This is a genomic window from Pseudomonas sp. MIACH (assembly GCF_001269925.1).
In the GTDB taxonomy this organism is placed as follows: domain Bacteria; phylum Pseudomonadota; class Gammaproteobacteria; order Pseudomonadales; family Pseudomonadaceae; genus Aquipseudomonas.
On sequence record NZ_LHVO01000061.1, the window covers coordinates 39,245 to 58,830 of the forward strand.

Here is a 19,586-nt window from a genome sequence, read left to right on the forward strand (position 1 = left end):
GGAGCGTGTTATCGCTCCGCAGTTTAGAGGAAGAGTCCGGGGCCCGGGCGACTTCCTTCGGGGAATCTGACGCCCACTTTGCCGATCTTGTTCCCGTCCATGACCGCGACGGTCCAGATGGTGTTGTTCCACTCCACCTGGTCGCCTACGACCGGCGCGCCGCCGACTTTCTGGGTGATGAAACGGCTCAGCGGCATGTCCGGGTCGATCCCTTCGAGCTTGAGGCCATACAGCGCCGAAACCGCGCCCAGTTGGGCGTCGCCTTCGAGTACGAAGTCGCCGAAGAAGCGCAAATCCAGGCCGCGTTGCGGGGCCTGGCTGAACAGTTTGCCCAGGGCCGGCAGATTGTGTTCGTGGCCGATCACGCAGAGCAGATCGCCGACTTCCAGCACCGTACTACCCGACGGATGGAGCAGTTGCTGGCCACGGAACAGGGCGGCGATGCGCGTGCCTTCGGGCATTTTCAGCTCGCGCAGGGCCGCGCCGATGCACCATTTTTCCGCGCCGAGGCGATAGACGAACAGCTCCCACTCGCTGGTGACGTGCACTTCCAGGGCTGCGCGGGAGATCGGCGCCGGGTCTGGCGGGACGGTCACTTTCAGCAGCTTGGCCACCCACGGCAGGCTTGTGCCCTGTACCAGCAGCGACACCAGCACGATAAAGAACGCCAGGTTGAAGTACAGCTGCGCATGGGGCAGGCCGGCCATCAGCGGGAACACCGCCAGGATGATCGGTACCGCGCCGCGCAGGCCGACCCAGGCGATAAAGGCCTTTTCGCGACCGTGGAACGCTTTGAACGGCAGCAAGCCGACTATCACCGACAGCGGCCGCGCGAACAGGATCATCCACAGCGCCAGGCCCAGGGCCGGCAGGGCAATCGGCAGCAAGTCATGGGGCGTGACCAGCAGGCCCAGTACCAAAAACATGCCGATCTGTGCCAGCCAGGCCATGCCGTCGAGCATATGCAAAATGCCATGACGGCTACGCACCGGGCGGTTGCCGATCACCAGGCCGCACAGGTACACGGCGAGGAAGCCGCTGCCGTGCAGGGCGTTGGTCACGGCGAACACGAACAGGCCGCCGGCGATCACCAGGATCGGGTACAGGCCGGTGGCCAGATTGATGCGGTTGACCATTTGCAGCATCAGCCAGCCGCCGCCAAGGCCGACGAGGCCACCGATGCCGAACTCGCGCACCAGATGGGTCAGCAGGCTCCAGTGCAGGCCGGTCTGGCCGCTGGCGAGCATGTCGATCAGGGTGACGGTGAGGAACACCGCCATCGGGTCGTTGCTGCCGGATTCGATCTCAAGGCTGGCGGTAACCCGTTCGTTCAGGCCCTTGCCGCCCAGCAGCGAGAACACCGCTGCGGCGTCGGTGGAGCCGACAATCGCGCCGATCAGCAAGCCTTGAATAATATTCAGGTTGAACAGCCAGGCCGCCGCCATGCCCGTGAGGCCGGTGGTAATCAACACCCCCACCGTGGCCAGCGACAACGCCGGCCAGAGTGCCACGCGGAAACTCGCCACCCGTGTGCGCAAACCGCCGTCGAGCAGGATCACCGCCAGCGCGAGGTTGCCCACCAGGTAGGCGGTCGGGTAGTTATCGAAGATGATGCCGCCGCCGTCGACGCCGGCGATCATGCCCACGGCGAGGATGATCACCAGGATTGGGATGCCCAGGCGCGAGGACAGAGAACTCACCAGAATGCTCGCACTCACCAGCAACGCGCCGATCAAGAACAGGCTGTTGATGGTCGTCGCATTCAAAGGCAGTACTCCATGAGCAAAATAAGGCGAGGCGCAAACTGACCATGCAGTCTGCGTGCCAGGGATTCTAACCTGTTGAATTGCTGTGCTGTCAAAAAGCTTTTTCTGATTCACGCATAACTAAATGTGGGAGGGGCAAGCCCTAATGCCGTTCAGTTAAGCGAAAGTGATTCACTGTAGGAGCGAGCTTGCTCGCGAAGAACTCAGGGCCACCGCGCTTATCGAGAATGAATGCGTTGCCTGGGCGTTTTTCGCGAGCAAGCTCGCTCCTACAAAAAGTGTTAACTGACCGGCATTAGGGCTAGAGGCGGAAGCGGCCAACCATCCCATTCAAATCCACCGCCAGGCGCGACAGCTCATTGCTCGCCGCACTGGTCTGGCTGGCGCCGGTGGCCGACTGCACCGACAGGTCACGGATATTCACCAGGTTACGGTCCACTTCCCGTGCCACCTGCGCCTGTTCTTCCGCCGCGCTGGCGATCACCAGGTTGCGCTCGTTGATCTCCACAATCGCCGTGTTGATGGTGTCCAGCGACATCCCTGCGCCTTTGGCGATATTCAACGTCGACTCCGCGCGTTCGGTGCTGTTGCGCATCGAGTCCACCGCGTGTTCGGTGCCGGCCTGGATACTGCCGATCATCCGCTCGATCTCGCTGGTGGACTGCTGGGTACGATGGGCCAGTGCCCGCACTTCATCGGCCACCACTGCAAATCCACGCCCGGCTTCACCGGCGCGCGCGGCTTCAATCGCCGCGTTCAGGGCCAGCAGGTTGGTCTGGTCGGCCAGGCCGCGAATCACGTCGAGTACTTTGCCGATATCGCGCGACTCATTGGCCAGTTCGCCAATCAGCGTGGCAGTGGCCTGCACGTCGCCACTCATGCGTTCGATGGCGCTGACAGTCTCTTGCACCAGGTCGCGGCCGTCGCCAGCAGAAGTGGTGGCATTGCGCGAAGCTTCGGAGGTGCTCACTGCATTGCGTGCGACTTCTTCGACGGCGCTGGTCATCTCGTTAACGGCGGTGGCCGCTTGTTCGATTTCGTTGTTTTGCCGGGTCAGGCCGCGGGCGCTTTCGTCGGTGACGGCGTTCAGCTCTTCAGCCGCGGAGGCCAGTTGAGTGGCGGAGCCGGCGATGCGTTGCAGGGTGTCGCGCAGCTTGTCCTGCATCTTGGCCATGGCCGCCAGCAGGCGCCCGGCTTCGTCGTTGCCGTCGACCTTGATCGGCCGCGTGAGGTTGCCTTCGGCGACTTCTTCCGCCGCTTCGAGCGCTTGGGAAATCGGCAGGGTGATGCTGCGGGTCAGCAGCCAGGCGAACAGCAGGGTCAGCAGTGTAGCGATCACCAACAGGCCTACGACCAGGTTGAACGCCGAGTTGTATTGGTCTTCGGCCTCCTGGTTAGTGGCCAGGGCCATCTTGTTATTGAGGTCCAGCAGGCGCGTCAGCACAGCGTTGACCTGCTCGGAGTTGCTCAGCAACTCGCTGTTGAGCAGGCTGCGCAGCTGGTCCACCTGATTGGCGCGTGACAGGCTCTTCATGCGCTCTTCGATCTGGTGGTACTGGTCGAGCAAGCGTACGTATTCGTTATAGGTGCTGCGTTCTTCGCTGCTTTCAATCAGTTTTTCGTAGACACCCTGGGCGGTACGGATTTGCTGGTTACGCAGTTCGAACGCTTCCAGGGTCTTTTGCTGCACGTCCGGCTCGCGGTTGGTCAGCAAGCGGTACGACAGCACCCGCAGGCGCAGGGTCAGTTGGGTGAAATCATCCAGGGCGCGAATGCTCGGCACGCTGGACAGGGTGATGTCTTGGGTAGCGCCACGGATCTTGCTCATCTGGTTCAGGGCGAATACGCCGAGAAACAACATCAACGCGCCAATAAACGCGAAGCCGAGGAAGGCCCTCGGAGCAATATTCATATTACGAAGTGACATGCGGGAATCCTGGGGGAAGCGCGATCCTTGCGGCCATGAGACGGGGTGTCCCTCTCTATCGGGCGCACGGTTAAAGTCTGAAGGGCCTGTGCGTTTTTGCCGCATCTGACGAGGGGTTGCGCCGATTCAGGAACCAGATGGGGGAAATGCAGTCACTAAGGCTCGAAAGTGTGGCCCGGCCCTTAAAAAACGGGCTGCGCGCCGGGGATAACCCTGGCATCCGAGGTGAATTTTCTTTATCGTCACCGCCCTTTGAAAAAGCCCGAGAAATCAAAATGTTAGAAGCATCCCTCAGTCAGTTGGAACAACTGGTCAGTGACCTCGTACAGCAGAATCAAGACCTGCTGGGCGCCAATGCATCCCTCAAGGCCGAACTGGCCACCGCCAAGGATGAGAACGACAGCCTGCAACTGAGCCTGATGGAACAGGAAGAAAAGCACGGTGCCACGGCGGCACGTATCCAGGCGTTGGTTGAGCGTGTGAGCGTAGGGCCCGTCAGCGCATGAATGAAGGGATAAAGGTCGTTTCGATTCTCGGAGAGGATTACTCGATCAAGGCGCCGGCCGGGGAAGATAAAACCTTGATGCACGCCGTGACGATGCTCAAGGCCTCCCTGGCCACTACCAAGAAAAAGTACCCGACCCTGATCGGTGACAAATTACTGGTACTGGCGGCGCTGAACCTGTGCGCCGAGCACATCGAAATGCAGCAGGCCCACCAGCAGGAACTCGACCGTTACCAAGAGCAAGTCAGCGCCACGGTCGAGGTGATTTCCAAGGCGATCCAGTCTTAGAACCACTCATCCTGCATCCCCAGGCACGTATCATCCCGTGCCTCCAGAATCGCCAGTTCATGATGGCAGCCCGGCACTTCCCAGGTCAGGAAATACCGGGCGGCCTGGAGCTTGCCTTTATAGAAGGCGACATCCGCCGCATTCCCCTTGGCCAAGCCTTCTTCGGCGCGAATCGCCTGTTCCAGCCAGCGCCAGCCAATCACCGTATGCCCAAATACCTTCAGGTACAGCGCCGAGTTCGCCAGGCTGCTGTTGACCTTGCCCTGGGCGAGATCTGTCAGCAGGCCGAGGGTCACGCTTTGCAGGCGGGTGACCAGGTGTTCCAGCGGCTCTCTTAGCGCCGTCAGGCCTGGATATGCCTGCGCCCGCGAGCCCGTATCGGCGATCAGTCGGATCAGTTGCTTCAGCCCCGCGCCGCCGTTCTGCGCCAATTTGCGCCCCAGCAAGTCCAGGGACTGGATGCCATGGGTGCCTTCGTGGATCGGGTTCAGGCGGTTGTCGCGGTAGTACTGCTCCACCGGATATTCGCGGGTATAGCCATGGCCGCCGAGGATCTGGATCGCCAGTTCATTGGCCTTGAGGCAGAACTCCGACGGCCAGGATTTGACGATGGGCGTGAGCAGGTCCAGCAGTTCGTGGGCCTGTTTACGCTCGGTCTCGGTTTCCAGTGTCGTGGTGTCATCGAACAGGCGCGCGGCGTACAGACCCAGGTCGAAGGCGCCTTCCACATAGGCCTTCTGGGTCAGCAGCATGCGCTTGATATCGGCGTGCTGAATGATCGAAACGGGTGCGGTGCTTGGGTCTTTGCTGTCGGGCAGGCGGCCTTGCGGGCGTTCGCGGGCGTACTCCAGGGAATACAGATAGCCGGCGTAGCCGAGCATCACCGCGCCCATGCCGACCCCGATGCGCGCCTCGTTCATCATCTGGAACATGCAGCTCAGGCCCTGGTGCGGCTTGCCCACCAGATAGCCGACGCAGTTGCCGTTATCGCCGAAATTCAGTGCTGTGGATGTGGTGCCACGCCAGCCCATCTTGTGAAACAGCCCGGCCAGCAGGACATCGTTACGTTCGCCCAGGCTGCCATCTTCGTTGACCAGGAATTTTGGCACGATAAACAGCGAAATGCCCTTCACCCCGGCCGGCGCGTCCGGCAGTTTGGCCAGCACCATGTGCACGATGTTTTCCGACAGCGGGTGGTCGCCGCCGGAGATGAAGATCTTGTTGCCCTTGAGTCGATAACTGCCGTCAGTCGCTGGCTCCGCGCGCGTACGAATATCCGACAGCGATGAGCCGGCATGGGGCTCGGTCAGGGCCATGGTGCCGAAGAAGCGGCCCTCGATCATGGGCTGCAGGAAGCGTTGTTTTTGCTCCTCTGTGCCGAAGCTTTCGATCAGGTTGGCGGCGCCCATGGTCAGGAACGGGTAGGACGTCGAGGCCGCGTTGGCGGATTGGAAGTGTGCGAAGCAGGCTTGGGACAGCAGGGTCGGCAACTGCATGCCGCCGGCTTCGAAGCTGCGGGCCGCATTGAGGAAGCCGGCTTCAAGGAACGCATCCACCGCCGGTTTGACTTCCGGAATCAGGATGGCTGCGCCGTTTTCGTAGCGCGGTTCGTTTTCGTCGTTCTTACGGTTGTGGGGGGCGAAGTGCTTTTCGGCGATGCTGCGCGCCGTGCTGATCGCGGCATCGAACGTTTCGCGATTGTGCTCGGCAAACCGCTCGCGCTGGGTCAGGCCCTCGGCATCGAGGACTTCGTACAGCTCGAAAGCCAGATTGCGGGAACTGAGCAGCGTCTCGGACATGGCGGCTTACCTTTTGTGAAGTGAGCCGAGTCTAGTGAGAGGAGGAAGGGGTGAACAGGATGATTGATATGAGTGATGGGCAAGTAGAAAAAGGAGCCGAGGGTGCGGCTCCTTTAAGCGTTTTAGTATTTATCCTCGGTCGCCTCCATTTGGAGTTCGACTTTCCATTTGCCTTGCGAGTCTGCGGTCCAGACTTTTCTAATGAGTTTCCTTCCCGAGATGATGTCTCCAGGGTTTGAGTAAAGGTAAAGCTCGCGGCGAGTCGCGTCCTCGATAACTTGAATATGTGCGTCGTCATGGCTTTTCGAGGCGGTCATGTGGATATCTCCTGATTAGTGGGTTCTCCGATAAAACGGCAAACATCTCAACCGGGGGATTTAAGAAGTACTTGAATGGGCGGTGATGGGATAGCTGTTAGAAATACCAGGGCCGATGAACGGTAACGATGCCGGCGAAAGCGGGTGCCCATTGCGGGCACCAGGTTTTGAGATCATTCCCACGCGGCGTGGGAATGATCGGTGACGACTAGCCGATAGTCATCAAGCTGGCGTTACCGCCGGCAGCAGCGGTGTTAACGCTCAACGCACGCTCAATCACCAGGCGCTCCAAGGCAATTGTGGTCTCGCCTTGCGACAAGCCATGCACCCCGACAATCGCCCCACCACGTTGCGCCACTTGCTGGCACACCGCACGCAGTTGGTCGGAATCGCCGTGGTGCAGGACGGCGTCAAACACCACCTCGTCCTTGGTCCAGTCGGCCACGCGCTTGATCTTCGCCTGAATTTCCTTCGGCAGGCGTGAGAACAACGCCTTGGTCAGGTCAGTTTCCGGCCATACCGCTGAGCCACCCACCGCCAGCACTGCCGCCAGTTGCGTCAACAGATCGCCTTCCACTTCCGCCAGGCACAGCACGTGCTCGCGGGGCAGGATGGCGTAGCTGTTGCGCTCGCCGGTCGGGCCAGCCAACTGACGAGTGATACCGCTTTGGGATTGCGCGGCGAACTGGCTGCACAGCGCACTCAGCTCGCTGAACTTATTGCTGTCGGCCCAGGTTTTCAGGGCGGTCAGCGGTTGGCTCATGGCGTCGCGCAGACGTACATCCGGTGTCGCCAGCTTGTCGCCGCGTACGAAGGATTGTTCGATCGCATCGGTAGGACGGGTCGAGAGCAGGCGGTACAGGTACAACGGACCACCGGCTTTCGGGCCGGTGCCCGACAGGCCTTCGCCGCCGAAAGGCTGTACGCCGACCACGGCACCGACGATGTTACGGTTCACGTAGACGTTACCGGCATTGACGTTGTCGATCACCTTGGCGATGGTCTCGTCGATACGGGTGTGCACGCCCAGGGTCAGGCCATAGCCGGAGGCGTTGATCTGGCCGATGAGCTGGTCGATCTCCTTGCGCTTGTAGCGCACCACGTGCAGCACCGGCCCGAAAATCTCACGTTGCAGTTCGTCGAAGCTTTCCAGCTCGATCAAGGTTGGCATCACGAAGGTGCCGCGCTTGATTTCTTCACCGTCGGCAATCGCCACCTGATACACATTGCGGCCTTTGTCGCGCATGGCCTGGATGTGTTTCTCGATGCCGGCCTTGGCTTCGGCGTCGATCACCGGGCCGATGTCCACCGACAGGCGCTCCGGGTTGCCCAGGCGGCATTCAGCCATGGCGCCCTTGAGCATTTCGATCACACGGTCTGCGGAATCTTCCTGCAGGCACAACACGCGCAGGGCCGAGCAGCGTTGGCCGGCGCTGTCGAAGGCCGAGGACACCACGTCGATGACCACTTGTTCGGTGAGTGCCGAGGAGTCGACGATCATTGCGTTCTGGCCGCCGGTTTCGGCGATCAGCGGGATCGGACGGCCCTGGGCATCCAGGCGACCAGCGACATTGCGTTGCAGCAGGCGCGCGACTTCGGTGGAGCCAGTGAACATCACGCCCTTGACGCGATCATCACCCACCAGGCGGGCACCGACGCTTTCGCCCTGGCCCGGCAGCAATTGCAGCACGCCTTCCGGAATACCGGCTTCGAGCAGGATGCGCACGGCTTGTGCAGCCACCAGCGGGGTTTGTTCAGCAGGCTTGGCCAGGACCGGGTTGCCGGCGGCCAGTGCGGCAGCCACTTGCCCACTGAAAATCGCCAGCGGGAAGTTCCACGGACTGATGCACACCACTGGGCCCAATGGGCGGTGGGCGTCATTGGTGAAGTCGTTGCGGGCCTGCACCGCGTAGTAGCGCAGGAAGTCCACGGCCTCACGCACTTCGGCGATGGCGTTGGCGAAGGTCTTGCCGGCTTCACGAGCCAGCAGGCCCATCAGCGGCTGGATCTCGCCTTCCATCAGGTCGGCGGCACGTTCCAGGATCGCGGCCCGCTCGGCGGGCGGGGTGGCCTGCCAGATCGGACCGGCGCTGATGGCGCACTGGATCGCGTTGTCGACGTCTTCGACGGTGGCTTCTTGCACGTGACCGACCACGTCACGCAGGTCGGACGGGTTCAATACCGGTGCCGCCGCTTGATCGCTGGCGGCGCAACCGAGCATCGGCGCGGCCTTCCAGTTGTTGTGCGCGGTGGCCAGCAGGGCGCAGGACAGCGACGCCAGGCGGTGTTCGTTGGCCAGGTCGATACCCGCCGAGTTGGCGCGGTCGCTGCCGTACAGGTCACGCGGCAGTGGGATACGCGGGTGCGGCAGGCCGAAGCCGCCTTCCAGCGTCGCCATCTGCTCGATGCTGGCCACTGGGTCGGCCACCAGCTCCTGGATCGAGATGGACTGGTCGGCGATGCGGTTGACGAACGAAGTGTTGGCGCCGTTTTCCAGCAGGCGACGCACCAGGTACGCCAGCAGTGTTTCGTGAGTGCCGACCGGTGCGTACACGCGGCATGGACGGTTGAGCTTGCCTTCGGAAACCTTGCCTACTACCTGCTCGTACAGCGGTTCACCCATGCCGTGCAGGCATTGGAACTCGTACTGGCCGGGGTAATAGTTCTGACCGGCGATATGGTAAATCGCCGACAGGGTATGGGCGTTGTGCGTAGCGAACTGCGGGTAGATGACTTCCGGTACCGACAGCAGCTTGCGTGCACAGGCAATGTAGGAAACGTCGGTGTACACCTTGCGGGTGTACACCGGGTAGCCTTCCAGGCCTTCGACCTGGGCGCGCTTGATCTCGCTGTCCCAGTACGCGCCTTTTACCAGGCGGATCATCAGGCGATGACGGCTGCGGCGTGCCAGGTCGATGACGTAGTCGATCACATACGGGCAACGCTTCTGGTAAGCCTGGATCACGAAGCCAATGCCGTTCCAGCCGGTCAGTTGCGGTTCGAAGCACAGGCGTTCGAGCAGGTCCAGCGACAGCTCCAGGCGGTCGGCTTCCTCGGCGTCGATGTTCAGGCCGATGTCGTATTGCTTGGCCAGCAGGGTCAGGGACAGCAGGCGTGGGTACAGCTCATCCATCACGCGCTCGTACTGCGCACGGCTGTAACGCGGGTGCAGGGCCGAGAGCTTGATGGAAATGCCCGGGCCTTCATAAATCCCACGGCCGTGGGAGGCTTTGCCGATGGAGTGAATGGCTTGTTCGTACGAGGCCAGGTACTTCTGCGCGTCGTGTTCGGTGAGTGCGGCTTCACCGAGCATGTCGTAGGAATAGCGGAAACCCTTGGCTTCGAATTTGCTCGCGTTGGCCAGGGCTTCAGCGATGGTTTCGCCGGTCACGAACTGCTCGCCCATCAGGCGCATGGCCATGTCGACGCCCTTGCGGATCATCGGCTCGCCGCTTTTGCCGATGATGCGGCTCAGGGACGAGGTGAGGCCGGCTTCGTTATGGGTGGCGACCAGTTTGCCGGTCAGCAGCAGGCCCCAGGTGGCGGCGTTGACGAACAGCGACGGGCTGTTGCCCAGGTGCGGATGCCAGTTGCCGGTGCTGATCTTGTCGCGGATCAGTGCGTCGCGGGTGCCTTTGTCCGGGATCCGCAGCAGCGCTTCGGCCAGGCACATCAGGGCCACGCCTTCCTGGGACGACAGCGAGAATTCCTGCAGCAGGCCCTGAACAATGCCCGCACGGCCGCCAGCACTCTTCTGATTGCGCAGTTTTTCGGCAATCGAAGCGGCGAGCTTGTTGGTGGCTTCGGCCATTTGTACCGGCAGGCGGGCCTGCTCGATCAGCATCGGCACCACTTCCGGCTCAGGGCGACGGTAAGCGGCGGTGATCGACGCGCGCAGTACGGATTGCGGCAGGATGCTCTCGGCGAACTCCAGGAAGCACTGGTGGGCGTGGTCGGTGTGGACTTCGCCGGCGTCTTCAGCGTCCTTGTTGCTCAAGCCATTGAGCTCGGTCAGGGTTGCACCACCCTCCAGTTTCTCCAGGTAATTGAAAATCGCCTGCTTGATCAGCCAGTGTGGCGTGCGATCAATGGAGGTCGCGGCCGCCTTCAGGCGTTCGCGGGTCGGGTCGTCGAGTTTGACCCCAAGGGTGGTCGTAGCCATTTTCTTATCCTCATGGGTGCCACTACCGAGTGGCATCAGCTGGCGGCAAGATTAGCTTTGCTCAGGGAGAGGTGCAACCGGGTGCAACCCATTTTATGCATGAATTTTTCGACGCTTGATCGGAAAAAAATCGGCCTTCGACAGAATCCGCTTCGGCCTGGTGCATTTGCTTCTGAGATCGGCTGTTCTTGCTCCGAAAAGGAGCAAAAAACCGGTGTTTTCTGTGTTTTACACCTAGGTGCAACTTATTCCCAAGAAACTGGTTGCACCTTATTTGCTTTGTTGAATAGCATTCGCGCCCAAGGTGCAACCGACTGAATGGTTTGGTTCATCGGCTGGCGGCTTTCCTGGGGAAACGTCAGTCATAAATGCGCGGCACGCAGTTACGTTTACCTACTTCCAGTGGGTGGCCGTCTGACAGACCGCTGCTACATAAAAACAAAGCCAGGGCGTCACTCATATGAGCGTTAGTAATCCAACCCTGATCACGTTCGTGATCTACATCGCAGCAATGGTGCTGATCGGCTTCATGGCCTATCGCTCCACCAACAACCTTTCCGATTACATCCTGGGCGGTCGCAGCCTCGGTAGCGTGGTGACTGCCTTGTCAGCCGGTGCTTCCGACATGAGCGGCTGGTTGTTGATGGGCCTGCCGGGCGCGATCTACATGTCCGGCCTGTCGGAAAGCTGGATCGCCATCGGCCTGATCGTCGGTGCCTACCTCAACTGGCTGTTCGTGGCCGGTCGCCTGCGGGTACAGACCGAGCACAACGGCGACGCCCTGACCCTGCCGGACTACTTCTCCAGCCGTTTCGAAGATAAAAGCGGCCTGCTGCGGATCATCTCTGCGGTCGTGATCCTGGTGTTCTTCACCATCTACTGCGCGTCCGGCATCGTGGCCGGTGCCCGTCTGTTTGAAAGCACCTTCGGTATGTCCTACGAGACCGCGCTGTGGGCCGGCGCTGCGGCGACGATTGCCTACACCTTTGTGGGTGGTTTCCTGGCAGTCAGCTGGACCGACACCGTACAAGCCACGCTGATGATTTTCGCGCTGATCCTTACGCCGATCATCGTGCTGCTGGCCACCGGTGGCGTCGACACCACCTTCCTGGCCATCGAAGCCAAGAACCCCGACAACTTCAACATGCTGAAAAACACCACCTTCATCGGCATCATCTCGCTGATGGGCTGGGGCCTGGGTTACTTCGGCCAACCACACATCCTCGCGCGCTTCATGGCAGCGGATTCGGTGAAATCGATCGCCAATGCCCGTCGCATCTCCATGACCTGGATGATCCTGTGCCTGGGCGGCACCGTGGCGGTGGGCTTCTTCGGTATCGCCTACTTCTCGGCGCACCCGGAAGTGGCGGGCCCGGTCAACGAGAACCACGAACGTGTGTTCATCGAGCTGGCCAAGTTGCTGTTCAACCCATGGATCGCGGGCGTACTGCTGTCGGCCATCCTGGCTGCGGTCATGAGCACCCTGAGCTGCCAGTTGCTGGTGTGTTCCAGCGCCCTGACCGAAGACTTCTACAAGACCTTCCTGCGCAAAAGCGCCTCCCAGCTTGAACTGGTATGGGTCGGCCGCTTGATGGTACTGCTGGTGGCCTTGATCGCCATCGCCATGGCTGCCAACCCGAACAACCGCGTCCTGGGCCTGGTGAGCTACGCCTGGGCCGGTTTCGGCGCAGCGTTCGGTCCTGTGGTGCTGATCTCGGTGATCTGGAAAAACATGACCCGCAACGGCGCACTGGCCGGCATCCTGGTCGGCGCGATCACCGTGATCGTGTGGAAACACTTCGAACTGCTGGGCCTATACGAAATCATCCCAGGCTTCATCTTTGCCAGCCTGGCGATCTACTTCGTGAGCAAGCTGGGGGCACCGACAGCCGGTATGGTCGAGCGCTTTGATGCGGCGGAAAAAGACTACAACCTCAATAAGTGATTCGTCGGGTGCCTAGCGCCTGTCGAGATAAAAAAAACGGCCCGCGTCCCTTGGACGGGGCCGTTTTTTTAAGGTTTTGAGGTCAAACAACGCGGATCACAGGCTCAGCTGATTGCCGAAATGAAAGATCATCGCACCGACAGCTCCGACTAGACCTGTGAGGGCCGTTCCGTGAAGCGCGAGTTTCAGATTGCGCGGAAACTCCTTGACCTGTTTTGCGTTAATAACGCCACGTTTTGCGTTCCACTTCGGCAGCGCGATTGCTATATAAACGGCACATAGCCTGCCTAATCTTCCTGGTAGGTTGTCACCAAAAATACGCCTGTAGTTGTTTATCAGGCTGCATTGGTCCAACAAATCCTCCATCCTTTCCAATTTTCGATAGGCCAGGAAAATATCGAGAATGACCGCTGTGAGCATTGAGCCCGCCGAGACCAGCGCTACTTGATCTTTTGCGGGGAGGCTGAGGACGTACTCAATACTCATACAGGACTTCTCCGGCGGCTGCGCCCACCTCGCTTCCCAAGTTACCTAGAGCAAAGCCCATTGCTCCCCCAGCTATCAGAAGGCAGCCCAAGGCAAACGGCCCGGTTGTCGGGGCCATTACGGCTATACACAAACCCATTCCCATCTGTCCTCCGATGATTCCCCCTGCTACCCCGAACGTTAGTTTACCGGCCTCCACATACTTCGCTTTTCTGCATTGCTGATCTCTCCCAGTAGAGCACGCCTCCTTGATCTCCAGCGCCGTCGCTGTCGCGCTCAGTGCTATTCCCAATGGTGTACCGTTTTTAAGCAATTTTGCTGTCTTGGAGACCCGCGCAATAGTTTTGCTGTACTGATTTATCTCCCCACTATGCAAGTAGCTCTTGGTCGAAATTCCCAGCATTTTCTTGATCGAGCCTTCATTCCTCAGGCCTGTTCCATAACGCGCAAAGCTGCGCATCTGTGCTTCCAGCTTGGCAAATAGAACTTGGCGTCGAGCCAGAAAATCATCTCTTGCAGCACCTCCTCCACGACGCAATGATTGTTTGTGCAGTGCGTCAATTTCATCGAGCGTGTTCACTATTTCCTGTAAGTGTCGGCTCCAAGCGTCGCCTGCAGTACCTATCCCTAGTGATGCGTAACCCAGCAGTTTTTGTAGCAGGTCGTAGTTGTGCAGGGCGAAGGTATCTGCGCCTTCGGCCATTACGCTATGACGAATGTCCCACGCGGCGCACATCAAGCGTGACTCCTCCAAGGTACAGCTCGCAGTGGTTTCGTCCCCGATGATGACTAACTGCCCTGGCAGTACAACAACATTGCGAATATGAGTATTGAGGGCATCAAACTTCGCTTCGGCGTGTTTGCTCAATCGTAGTTTTGCCTTGAGCTCCACTGAGGTTTGTCGATGGTCATTGATGAATGCATAGGGGTGAGGCATTACACACTCCCCCGCGATGCAGATTGGCTCGAAGCGAGGTGATTGCTTGCCATGAAAGCATTCCTTTTTGAATGAACATGGCTGCGCAATTTAAATAGCCACCTGGAGGGTGTCTTGGTTATGGCGGATGAATTTCGGGTGGTTTTTTGTCTTTGGGAAATGGGCTACTGAGCTGCGTCTGAGTTCTGTCAGACGCGTGTGTTTTTACTGAGGCTGGGTGTGCAATTACCTGCCGAAAAGCCATGAAAGAGTGAAGCTAGGAATTGGAAACCCGACGCGTAAGGATTTACTGATTTGTTCGCACTGCGGTCGGTTCGATAAGTGACTGGTGCAGAATCTCCCGCCCACCCCTCGCAGAGAAACACCGGATGTTCGCTCTTGCCAATCAAAGTGCGTTTACCCTGACCCTTGACGGTGAGCCGAGTGAGCTCAAGGTGTTTGAGTTCCAGGGCAGCGAAGCCATCAGCCAGCCGTATCGATTTGATCTTGAACTGGTCTGCGAACAGCCCGACCTGGACTTGAAAAGCCTGCTGCATCGCACGGCGTATCTGGGTTTCGACGATCAAGGTCATGGTATCCACGGTCTGGTTTATCGGGTGGCCCAGGGCGACTCCGGGCGGCGCCTGACGCGTTACCAGATCAGCCTTGTGCCTCAGCTTGCGTATTTGCAGCACAGCAGTCGGCAGCGGATTTTCCAGCACAAGACGGTGCCGCAGATTATTGCGCAGGTGCTGGAGGACCAGCGGGTCCATGCTGACCAATTCGAATTTCACCTCAGCGGCACTTATCCTGAGCGCGAGTATTGTGTGCAGTTTGGTGAGAGCGACCTGGCCTTTATTCAGCGGCTGTGTGCCGAGCAGGGGATTCACTATCACTTCCAGCATTCGCCCGAACACCACCTGCTGGTGTTTGGCGACGACCAGACCGTTTTCGCCCAGCCCGACCAGTCGACGCCCTACATGCCGGGCTCCGGGATGGTGGCGCAAACGCCAGCGATCAAGCGGTTTTCAGTGCAGTTGCAAACCCGCACCACCGCGCTCACCCTGCGCGACTATGACTTTCTCAAGCCGAGCCTGGCGCTGGAGAGTGGGGTTGTCGGTGAACAGCTTCCACGGCTCGAAGCGCAAGGGTATCCCGGTCATTTTTCTGATCGCGGCCACGGCAAATACCTTGCGCAACGTGGTTTGGAGCGACACCGCAGTGACGCTCGAATAGCCCGGGGTAACGGCGATGAGCCTGCATTGATCAGTGGTCGGTTCCTCAAGTTGGCCGGGCACCCGCGGGACGAGTGGAATGACTTGTGGCTGGTGACGCAAGTGACCCACGAAGGCAGGCAACCTCAGGTTTTGGAGGAGGCCGTCACCGAGGTGGTCGGTGGGGAGTTTCGCCAGGGCTATCGCAACGAATTTGTCGCGACGCCGTGGGACGTGATCTTTCGCCCGCCCTTGCCTGAGCCGTCGCGGCCGACCTTGTCGGGTTATCAAAACGCTGTGGTCACCGGCCCCGTCGACAGTGAAATCCATTGCGACGAATACGGCCGGGTCAAGGTGCAGTTGGCCTGGGACCGCGACGGGGAACATAACGATCACTCCAGTTGCTGGTTGCGGGTGGCCAGCGGTTGGGCCCATGAGCGCTATGGTTCGGTGCTGATCCCGCGAGTGGGCATGGAAGTGCTGGTAGGGTTCGTCAACGGTGATATGGACATGCCGCTGGTGATGGGCTGCCTGCCCAACGCCGCGAAGCCGGCCCCCCTCGACCTGCCAGCGGCCAAGACCCGTAGCGTCTTTCGTAGCCAGAGCAGCCCCGGTGGTGGTGGCTACAACGAACTGCGCATCGAAGACCGTAAGGGCGCCGAGCAGATCTACCTGCGCGCCCAGCGCGATTGGACCCAGGATGTGCTGCATGACTTGCAGGTGCAGGTCGACAATCAACGTCGCATCAGGGTGGGCGGTGAGTCGCACCATGAACTGCAAGGTGAAGAGCAGCGCATCACCCATGGCAACCGCCTGACGGAGCTCAAGCAGGACGATCATCTGGTGGTCGGCGGCTCGCAACAGATGCGCGCCGGGCGGACCATCCAGATTGGCGCCGGGCAGAGCGTGATCATAGACGCGGGCGCGACCGTGACAATTCAGGCCGGTGGGCAGTCGATTACGCTGTCGGCGGAGGGGATTTTCAGCAGTACGCCGATTCAACTGGGCGGGGCTGTTGTCGCGCTGGGGGCGCCGTTGATGCCGGGGTTGAAGGAGGCGTTGCTGGCGGTTGTTCCCGCACCGCTGAGCCGCGCCCAGGTGGCCAGTCTGAAACGGAGTGCACCGTTCTGCGAAGAGTGCCAACGCTGCGCAAGCGGACAGTGCGCTGTCCCCCATCCCCTTCAAGCTTAAAAGGAATTTACCCTGATGCCGCAACCCTTGACCCCCAGCGACTGGCTTGCGCAGTGCCCGCTGCTCACCCACGAGCGACTCTACGTCGTGCTGGGCACTGCCAGTGACGCGAAACCCCTGGCCGTTTGGCAGACCTCGGCAACCGGGGAGCTGCCCCAAGCGATCTGGGCCGGTACGGCCTATGCCGGGTGGGGCGAGGTGATGCCTTACGTAGGCAGTGTCGAAGCCGACAGTGCTTTCCTCGATTGGATTGCAACCACCGATGCCCCGGACTGGGGGTGGTTGGCGGTCTCGTCGAGCCCGTTGGAAGTCGTCGTTGCTCACCTGCAAAGCTTGACCCAGATACTGCTTCCCGATGCGCGGAGCGTGTTCCTGCGCTTCTGGGATGGCGCTCAGTTTCTGCCGCTGGTGCAGCACCTCGGCGATGAGATGGGCGCAGTCTTGCCGGTGTTCCAGCGGTATCTGATCAATGGTCAGTCGCTGAGCGTGGCGACGCAGTCGGTCGCGGCGGCAAAAGCCAGCCCCTGGTGGCGTGTGCCCGAGTCGCTGTTGGAGCACCTGGCCGCGCAGTCGCCGCAGCCCCTGATCGATAACCTGCTGCAGTGGCTTGAAGAGCAGCGCCCTGATCTATATGACGCCTTCACGCCGGCGACCTTGCAGCACAAGGTCGCCTACTTCGCGCGCGATACGCAGATCAGCCCTGAAGCGCTGGCGGGCTACCTGGCCTCAGAGTTGAGTTGACGCCAGCGCCTGCTGCAAATCGTCGATCAGGTCTTCAATTGCCTCGATACCCACCGACAGACGAATCATCTCCGGCTTTACACCGGCCTTGGCTTGTTCCTGCTCGTTCATCTGGCGGTGAGTGGTGGACGCTGGGTGACAGGCCAGGGACTTGGCATCGCCGATGTTCACCAGGCGCTTGAAGATTTGCAGTGCGTCGTAGAAACGTACCCCGGCATCAAAGCCGCCCTTCAAGCCAAACGACAGGATCGCCGACGGTTTGCCCTGCATGTACTTCTGCGCCAGTGCGTGGTGCGGGTGATCGGGCAGGCCGGCATAACTGACCCACTCGACCTCGGCATGGCCTTGCAGGAAGTGGGCGATTTTCAGGGCGTTCTCGGTGTGGCGCTCCATGCGCAAAGCCAGCGTCTCCAGGCCTTGCAGCAACAAGAAGGCATTCATCGGCGCTAACGCCGCGCCGGTGTTGCGCAGTGGCACGGTACGGGCGCGGGCGATAAAGGCGGCGGGGCCGAATTTTTCCGTATAGACCACGCCGTGATAGGCCGGCTCGGGCTGGTTGAGGCCGGGAAATTTATCGGCGTATTTCGTCCACGGGAATGTCCCGCTGTCGACGATCACGCCGCCCAGGGAATTGCCATGGCCGCCGACGTATTTGGTCACCGAGTGCACCACGATGTCGGCGCCGAACTGGATCGGCTTGCACAGGATCGGCGTGGCCACGGTGTTGTCCACCACCAGCGGCACACCACGGGCATGGGCGACGTCGGCCAGGGCTTCAATGTCGATGATATTGCCCGCCGGGTTGCCGATGCTTTCGCAGTACACCAGCTTGGTGTTGTCGTCGATCAGTTCGGCGATGGCGGCGGCGGAGTCGTCCCGGGCGAAACGCACATCCACGCCAAAGCTCGGCAGCAGGTGGGCGAACAGGGTGTAGGTGCCGCCGTAGAGTTGCGGAGTGGTGACGATATTGTCGCCCGCACGGGTCAAGGTCTGGATGGCGTAGTGGATCGCGGCGCTGCCGGCCGAGACGGCCAGGGCGGCGATACCGCCTTCGAGTGCGGCGATGCGCTGCTCCAGCACATCGTTGGTGGGATTCATGATCCGCGTGTAGATATTGCCGGGTACGTCCAGGTTAAACAGGTCGGCGCCGTGTTGAGCGTTATCGAATTCGAAGGCAACGTTCTGGTAGATCGGCACGGCGACGGCCTTGGTGGTCGGGTCCGACTTGAAACCGTGGTGCAGCGCGATGGTGGCGTCTTTCATGATTGTTATTGACCTCCCTGGAGTAGTGGATGGCCACAATAAATCCGCCTCGCCGTCGACATTTAGATTTTTTTCAACGGGCTGCCTGCGTTTGCGGCATAAGCGCCGCCCGGCATGCGGCCCTGCACCTTTGCGCCCGTAGAAGGTAAACTTCGCCCCCTGCGCAGGAGCAACCATGAATTATCGTCACGCCTTTCACGCCGGCAACCATGCCGATGTCTTCAAACACCTGACCTTGACCCGCCTCATCGCCCTGATGTCGCGCAAGGAGCAGCCGTTTGCCTATCTCGACACTCACGCTGGGATTGGTCTGTACGACCTGCAAGGTGATCAGGCCAACCGCACGGGTGAGTACCTGGAAGGTATCGCGCGCTTGTGGGGCGCCGCCGACCTGCCGGCGCTGACCGCCGACTACATGCGCGTGCTGCATGAGATGAACCCCGATGGCGAGTTGCGCTACTACCCGGGCTCGCCGGAGCTTGCGCGCCGCCTCACGCGCCCGCAGGACCGCGTGTTGCTCAATGAGAAGCATCCGGAAGACGGCGTGCTGCTCAAGGACAACATGAAGGGTGATCGTCGGGTCAAGGTTCACCTGGGCGAAGGCTGGCATGTGCCGCGCGCGCTGTTACCGGTGCCGGAAAAGCGTGCGTTGATGCTGATCGACCCACCGTTTGAAAAGCTCGACGAGATGCAGCGCTGTGCGGCGTCACTCAAGGAAGCCGTCAGCCGCATGCGCCAGACCGTCGCGGCGATCTGGTACCCGGTGAAAGACCAACGCATGCTGCGCCGCTTCTACCAGGACCTGGCCGGCACCGGTGCGCCGAAGTTACTGCGCGTCGAGTTGCTGGTGCATCCGCTGGACACGCCCAACACCCTGACCGGCTCGGGCCTGGCGATTGCCAACCCGCCGTGGGGCCTGGAAGAGGAATTGCGGGACCTGCTGCCATGGCTGTCCAAGCAGCTTGGGCAGACCCAGGGTGGGTGGCAGATGGATTGGCTTATTGCCGAGTAACCAAGTCTGGTGCAAAACCAATGTGGGAGGGGGCTTGCCCACTCCCACATTTTG

General features: G+C 60.4%; 14 protein-coding genes and 1 pseudogene. 6 read left to right on the forward strand and 9 right to left on the reverse strand.

Going from position 1 to position 19,586, the window contains the following annotated elements; translation table 11 throughout:
• Window positions 1–23: 23 nt before the first annotated feature.
• The 3 genes and pseudogenes from AD670_RS26250 to AD670_RS32360 all read right to left on the reverse strand — a co-directional run.
• On the reverse strand, window positions 24–1,766 hold the full coding sequence (locus AD670_RS26250) for a potassium/proton antiporter (RefSeq protein WP_053139220.1): 1,743 nt from the start codon (window positions 1,764–1,766) through the stop codon (window positions 24–26).
• A 301-nt stretch (window positions 1,767–2,067) separates the two neighbouring features.
• Complete coding sequence (locus tag AD670_RS32355; RefSeq protein WP_371263200.1) at window positions 2,068–2,940, reverse strand: methyl-accepting chemotaxis protein; 873 nt, start codon at window positions 2,938–2,940, stop codon at window positions 2,068–2,070.
• Window positions 2,923–3,798: pseudogene (locus tag AD670_RS32360) on the reverse strand (MCP four helix bundle domain-containing protein); the annotation flags it as partial. The pseudogene AD670_RS32360 and the gene AD670_RS32355, both read right to left, overlap by 18 nt.
• A gap of 170 nt (window positions 3,799–3,968) precedes the next feature.
• Here AD670_RS32360 and AD670_RS26260 point away from each other — a divergent pair.
• Together AD670_RS26260 and AD670_RS26265 are read left to right on the forward strand one after the other, a co-directional pair.
• Window positions 3,969–4,199 (forward strand): hypothetical protein, encoded by a 231-nt coding sequence (locus AD670_RS26260; RefSeq protein ID WP_053139224.1) that lies wholly within the window; start codon window positions 3,969–3,971, stop codon window positions 4,197–4,199.
• Entirely contained in the window at window positions 4,196–4,486 is a 291-nt protein-coding gene (locus AD670_RS26265; protein WP_053139227.1) for a cell division protein ZapA, read from the forward strand. Before AD670_RS26260 ends, AD670_RS26265 begins: the two co-directional genes overlap by 4 nt.
• Here AD670_RS26265 and AD670_RS26270 read toward each other — a convergent pair.
• From AD670_RS26270 to putA, 3 genes are all read right to left on the reverse strand, one after another.
• On the reverse strand, window positions 4,483–6,285 hold the full coding sequence (locus AD670_RS26270) for an acyl-CoA dehydrogenase (RefSeq protein ID WP_053139229.1): 1,803 nt from the start codon (window positions 6,283–6,285) through the stop codon (window positions 4,483–4,485). The genes AD670_RS26265 and AD670_RS26270 overlap by 4 nt on opposite strands.
• Before the next feature lie 122 nt (window positions 6,286–6,407).
• Window positions 6,408–6,602 carry a hypothetical protein gene (locus AD670_RS26275; RefSeq protein ID WP_053139231.1) on the reverse strand — a complete coding sequence of 65 codons (195 nt, stop codon included), beginning with the start codon at window positions 6,600–6,602 and terminating at the stop codon, window positions 6,408–6,410.
• 208 nt (window positions 6,603–6,810) lie between these two features.
• Window positions 6,811–10,764: a trifunctional transcriptional regulator/proline dehydrogenase/L-glutamate gamma-semialdehyde dehydrogenase gene (gene putA, locus AD670_RS26280; RefSeq protein ID WP_053139234.1), complete on the reverse strand. Its 3,954-nt coding sequence runs from the start codon at window positions 10,762–10,764 to the stop codon at window positions 6,811–6,813.
• A 460-nt stretch (window positions 10,765–11,224) separates the two neighbouring features.
• On the opposite strand from putA, the gene putP reads away from it, so the two are divergent.
• Window positions 11,225–12,709 (forward strand): sodium/proline symporter PutP, encoded by a 1,485-nt coding sequence (putP, locus tag AD670_RS26285; RefSeq protein ID WP_053139236.1) that lies wholly within the window; start codon window positions 11,225–11,227, stop codon window positions 12,707–12,709.
• A gap of 96 nt (window positions 12,710–12,805) precedes the next feature.
• On the opposite strand, the gene AD670_RS26290 is transcribed toward putP, so the two are convergent.
• Both AD670_RS26290 and AD670_RS26295 read right to left on the reverse strand, forming a co-directional pair.
• Window positions 12,806–13,195 carry a hypothetical protein gene (locus AD670_RS26290; RefSeq protein WP_053139238.1) on the reverse strand — a complete coding sequence of 130 codons (390 nt, stop codon included), beginning with the start codon at window positions 13,193–13,195 and terminating at the stop codon, window positions 12,806–12,808.
• Entirely contained in the window at window positions 13,185–14,132 is a 948-nt protein-coding gene (locus AD670_RS26295; protein ID WP_053139240.1) for a hypothetical protein, read from the reverse strand. Before AD670_RS26295 ends, AD670_RS26290 begins: the two co-directional genes overlap by 11 nt.
• A gap of 368 nt (window positions 14,133–14,500) precedes the next feature.
• On the opposite strand from AD670_RS26295, the gene AD670_RS26300 reads away from it, so the two are divergent.
• A complete protein-coding gene (locus AD670_RS26300) occupies window positions 14,501–16,516 on the forward strand; it encodes a type VI secretion system tip protein VgrG (RefSeq protein WP_053139242.1) in 2,016 nt (671 codons plus the stop codon).
• Window positions 16,517–16,531: 15 nt separating this feature from the next.
• A complete protein-coding gene (locus AD670_RS26305) occupies window positions 16,532–17,257 on the forward strand; it encodes a DUF4123 domain-containing protein (RefSeq protein ID WP_053139244.1) in 726 nt (241 codons plus the stop codon).
• Here AD670_RS26305 and AD670_RS26310 read toward each other — a convergent pair.
• Entirely contained in the window at window positions 17,243–18,520 is a 1,278-nt protein-coding gene (locus tag AD670_RS26310) for an O-acetylhomoserine aminocarboxypropyltransferase/cysteine synthase family protein (RefSeq protein WP_053139245.1), read from the reverse strand. The two genes, AD670_RS26305 and AD670_RS26310, sit on opposite strands and share 15 nt — an antisense overlap.
• 175 nt (window positions 18,521–18,695) lie before the next feature.
• Between AD670_RS26310 and AD670_RS26315 the strand changes: the two genes are divergently transcribed.
• Complete coding sequence (locus AD670_RS26315) at window positions 18,696–19,532, forward strand: 23S rRNA (adenine(2030)-N(6))-methyltransferase RlmJ (RefSeq protein WP_053139247.1); 837 nt, start codon at window positions 18,696–18,698, stop codon at window positions 19,530–19,532.
• Window positions 19,533–19,586 lie beyond the last annotated feature (54 nt).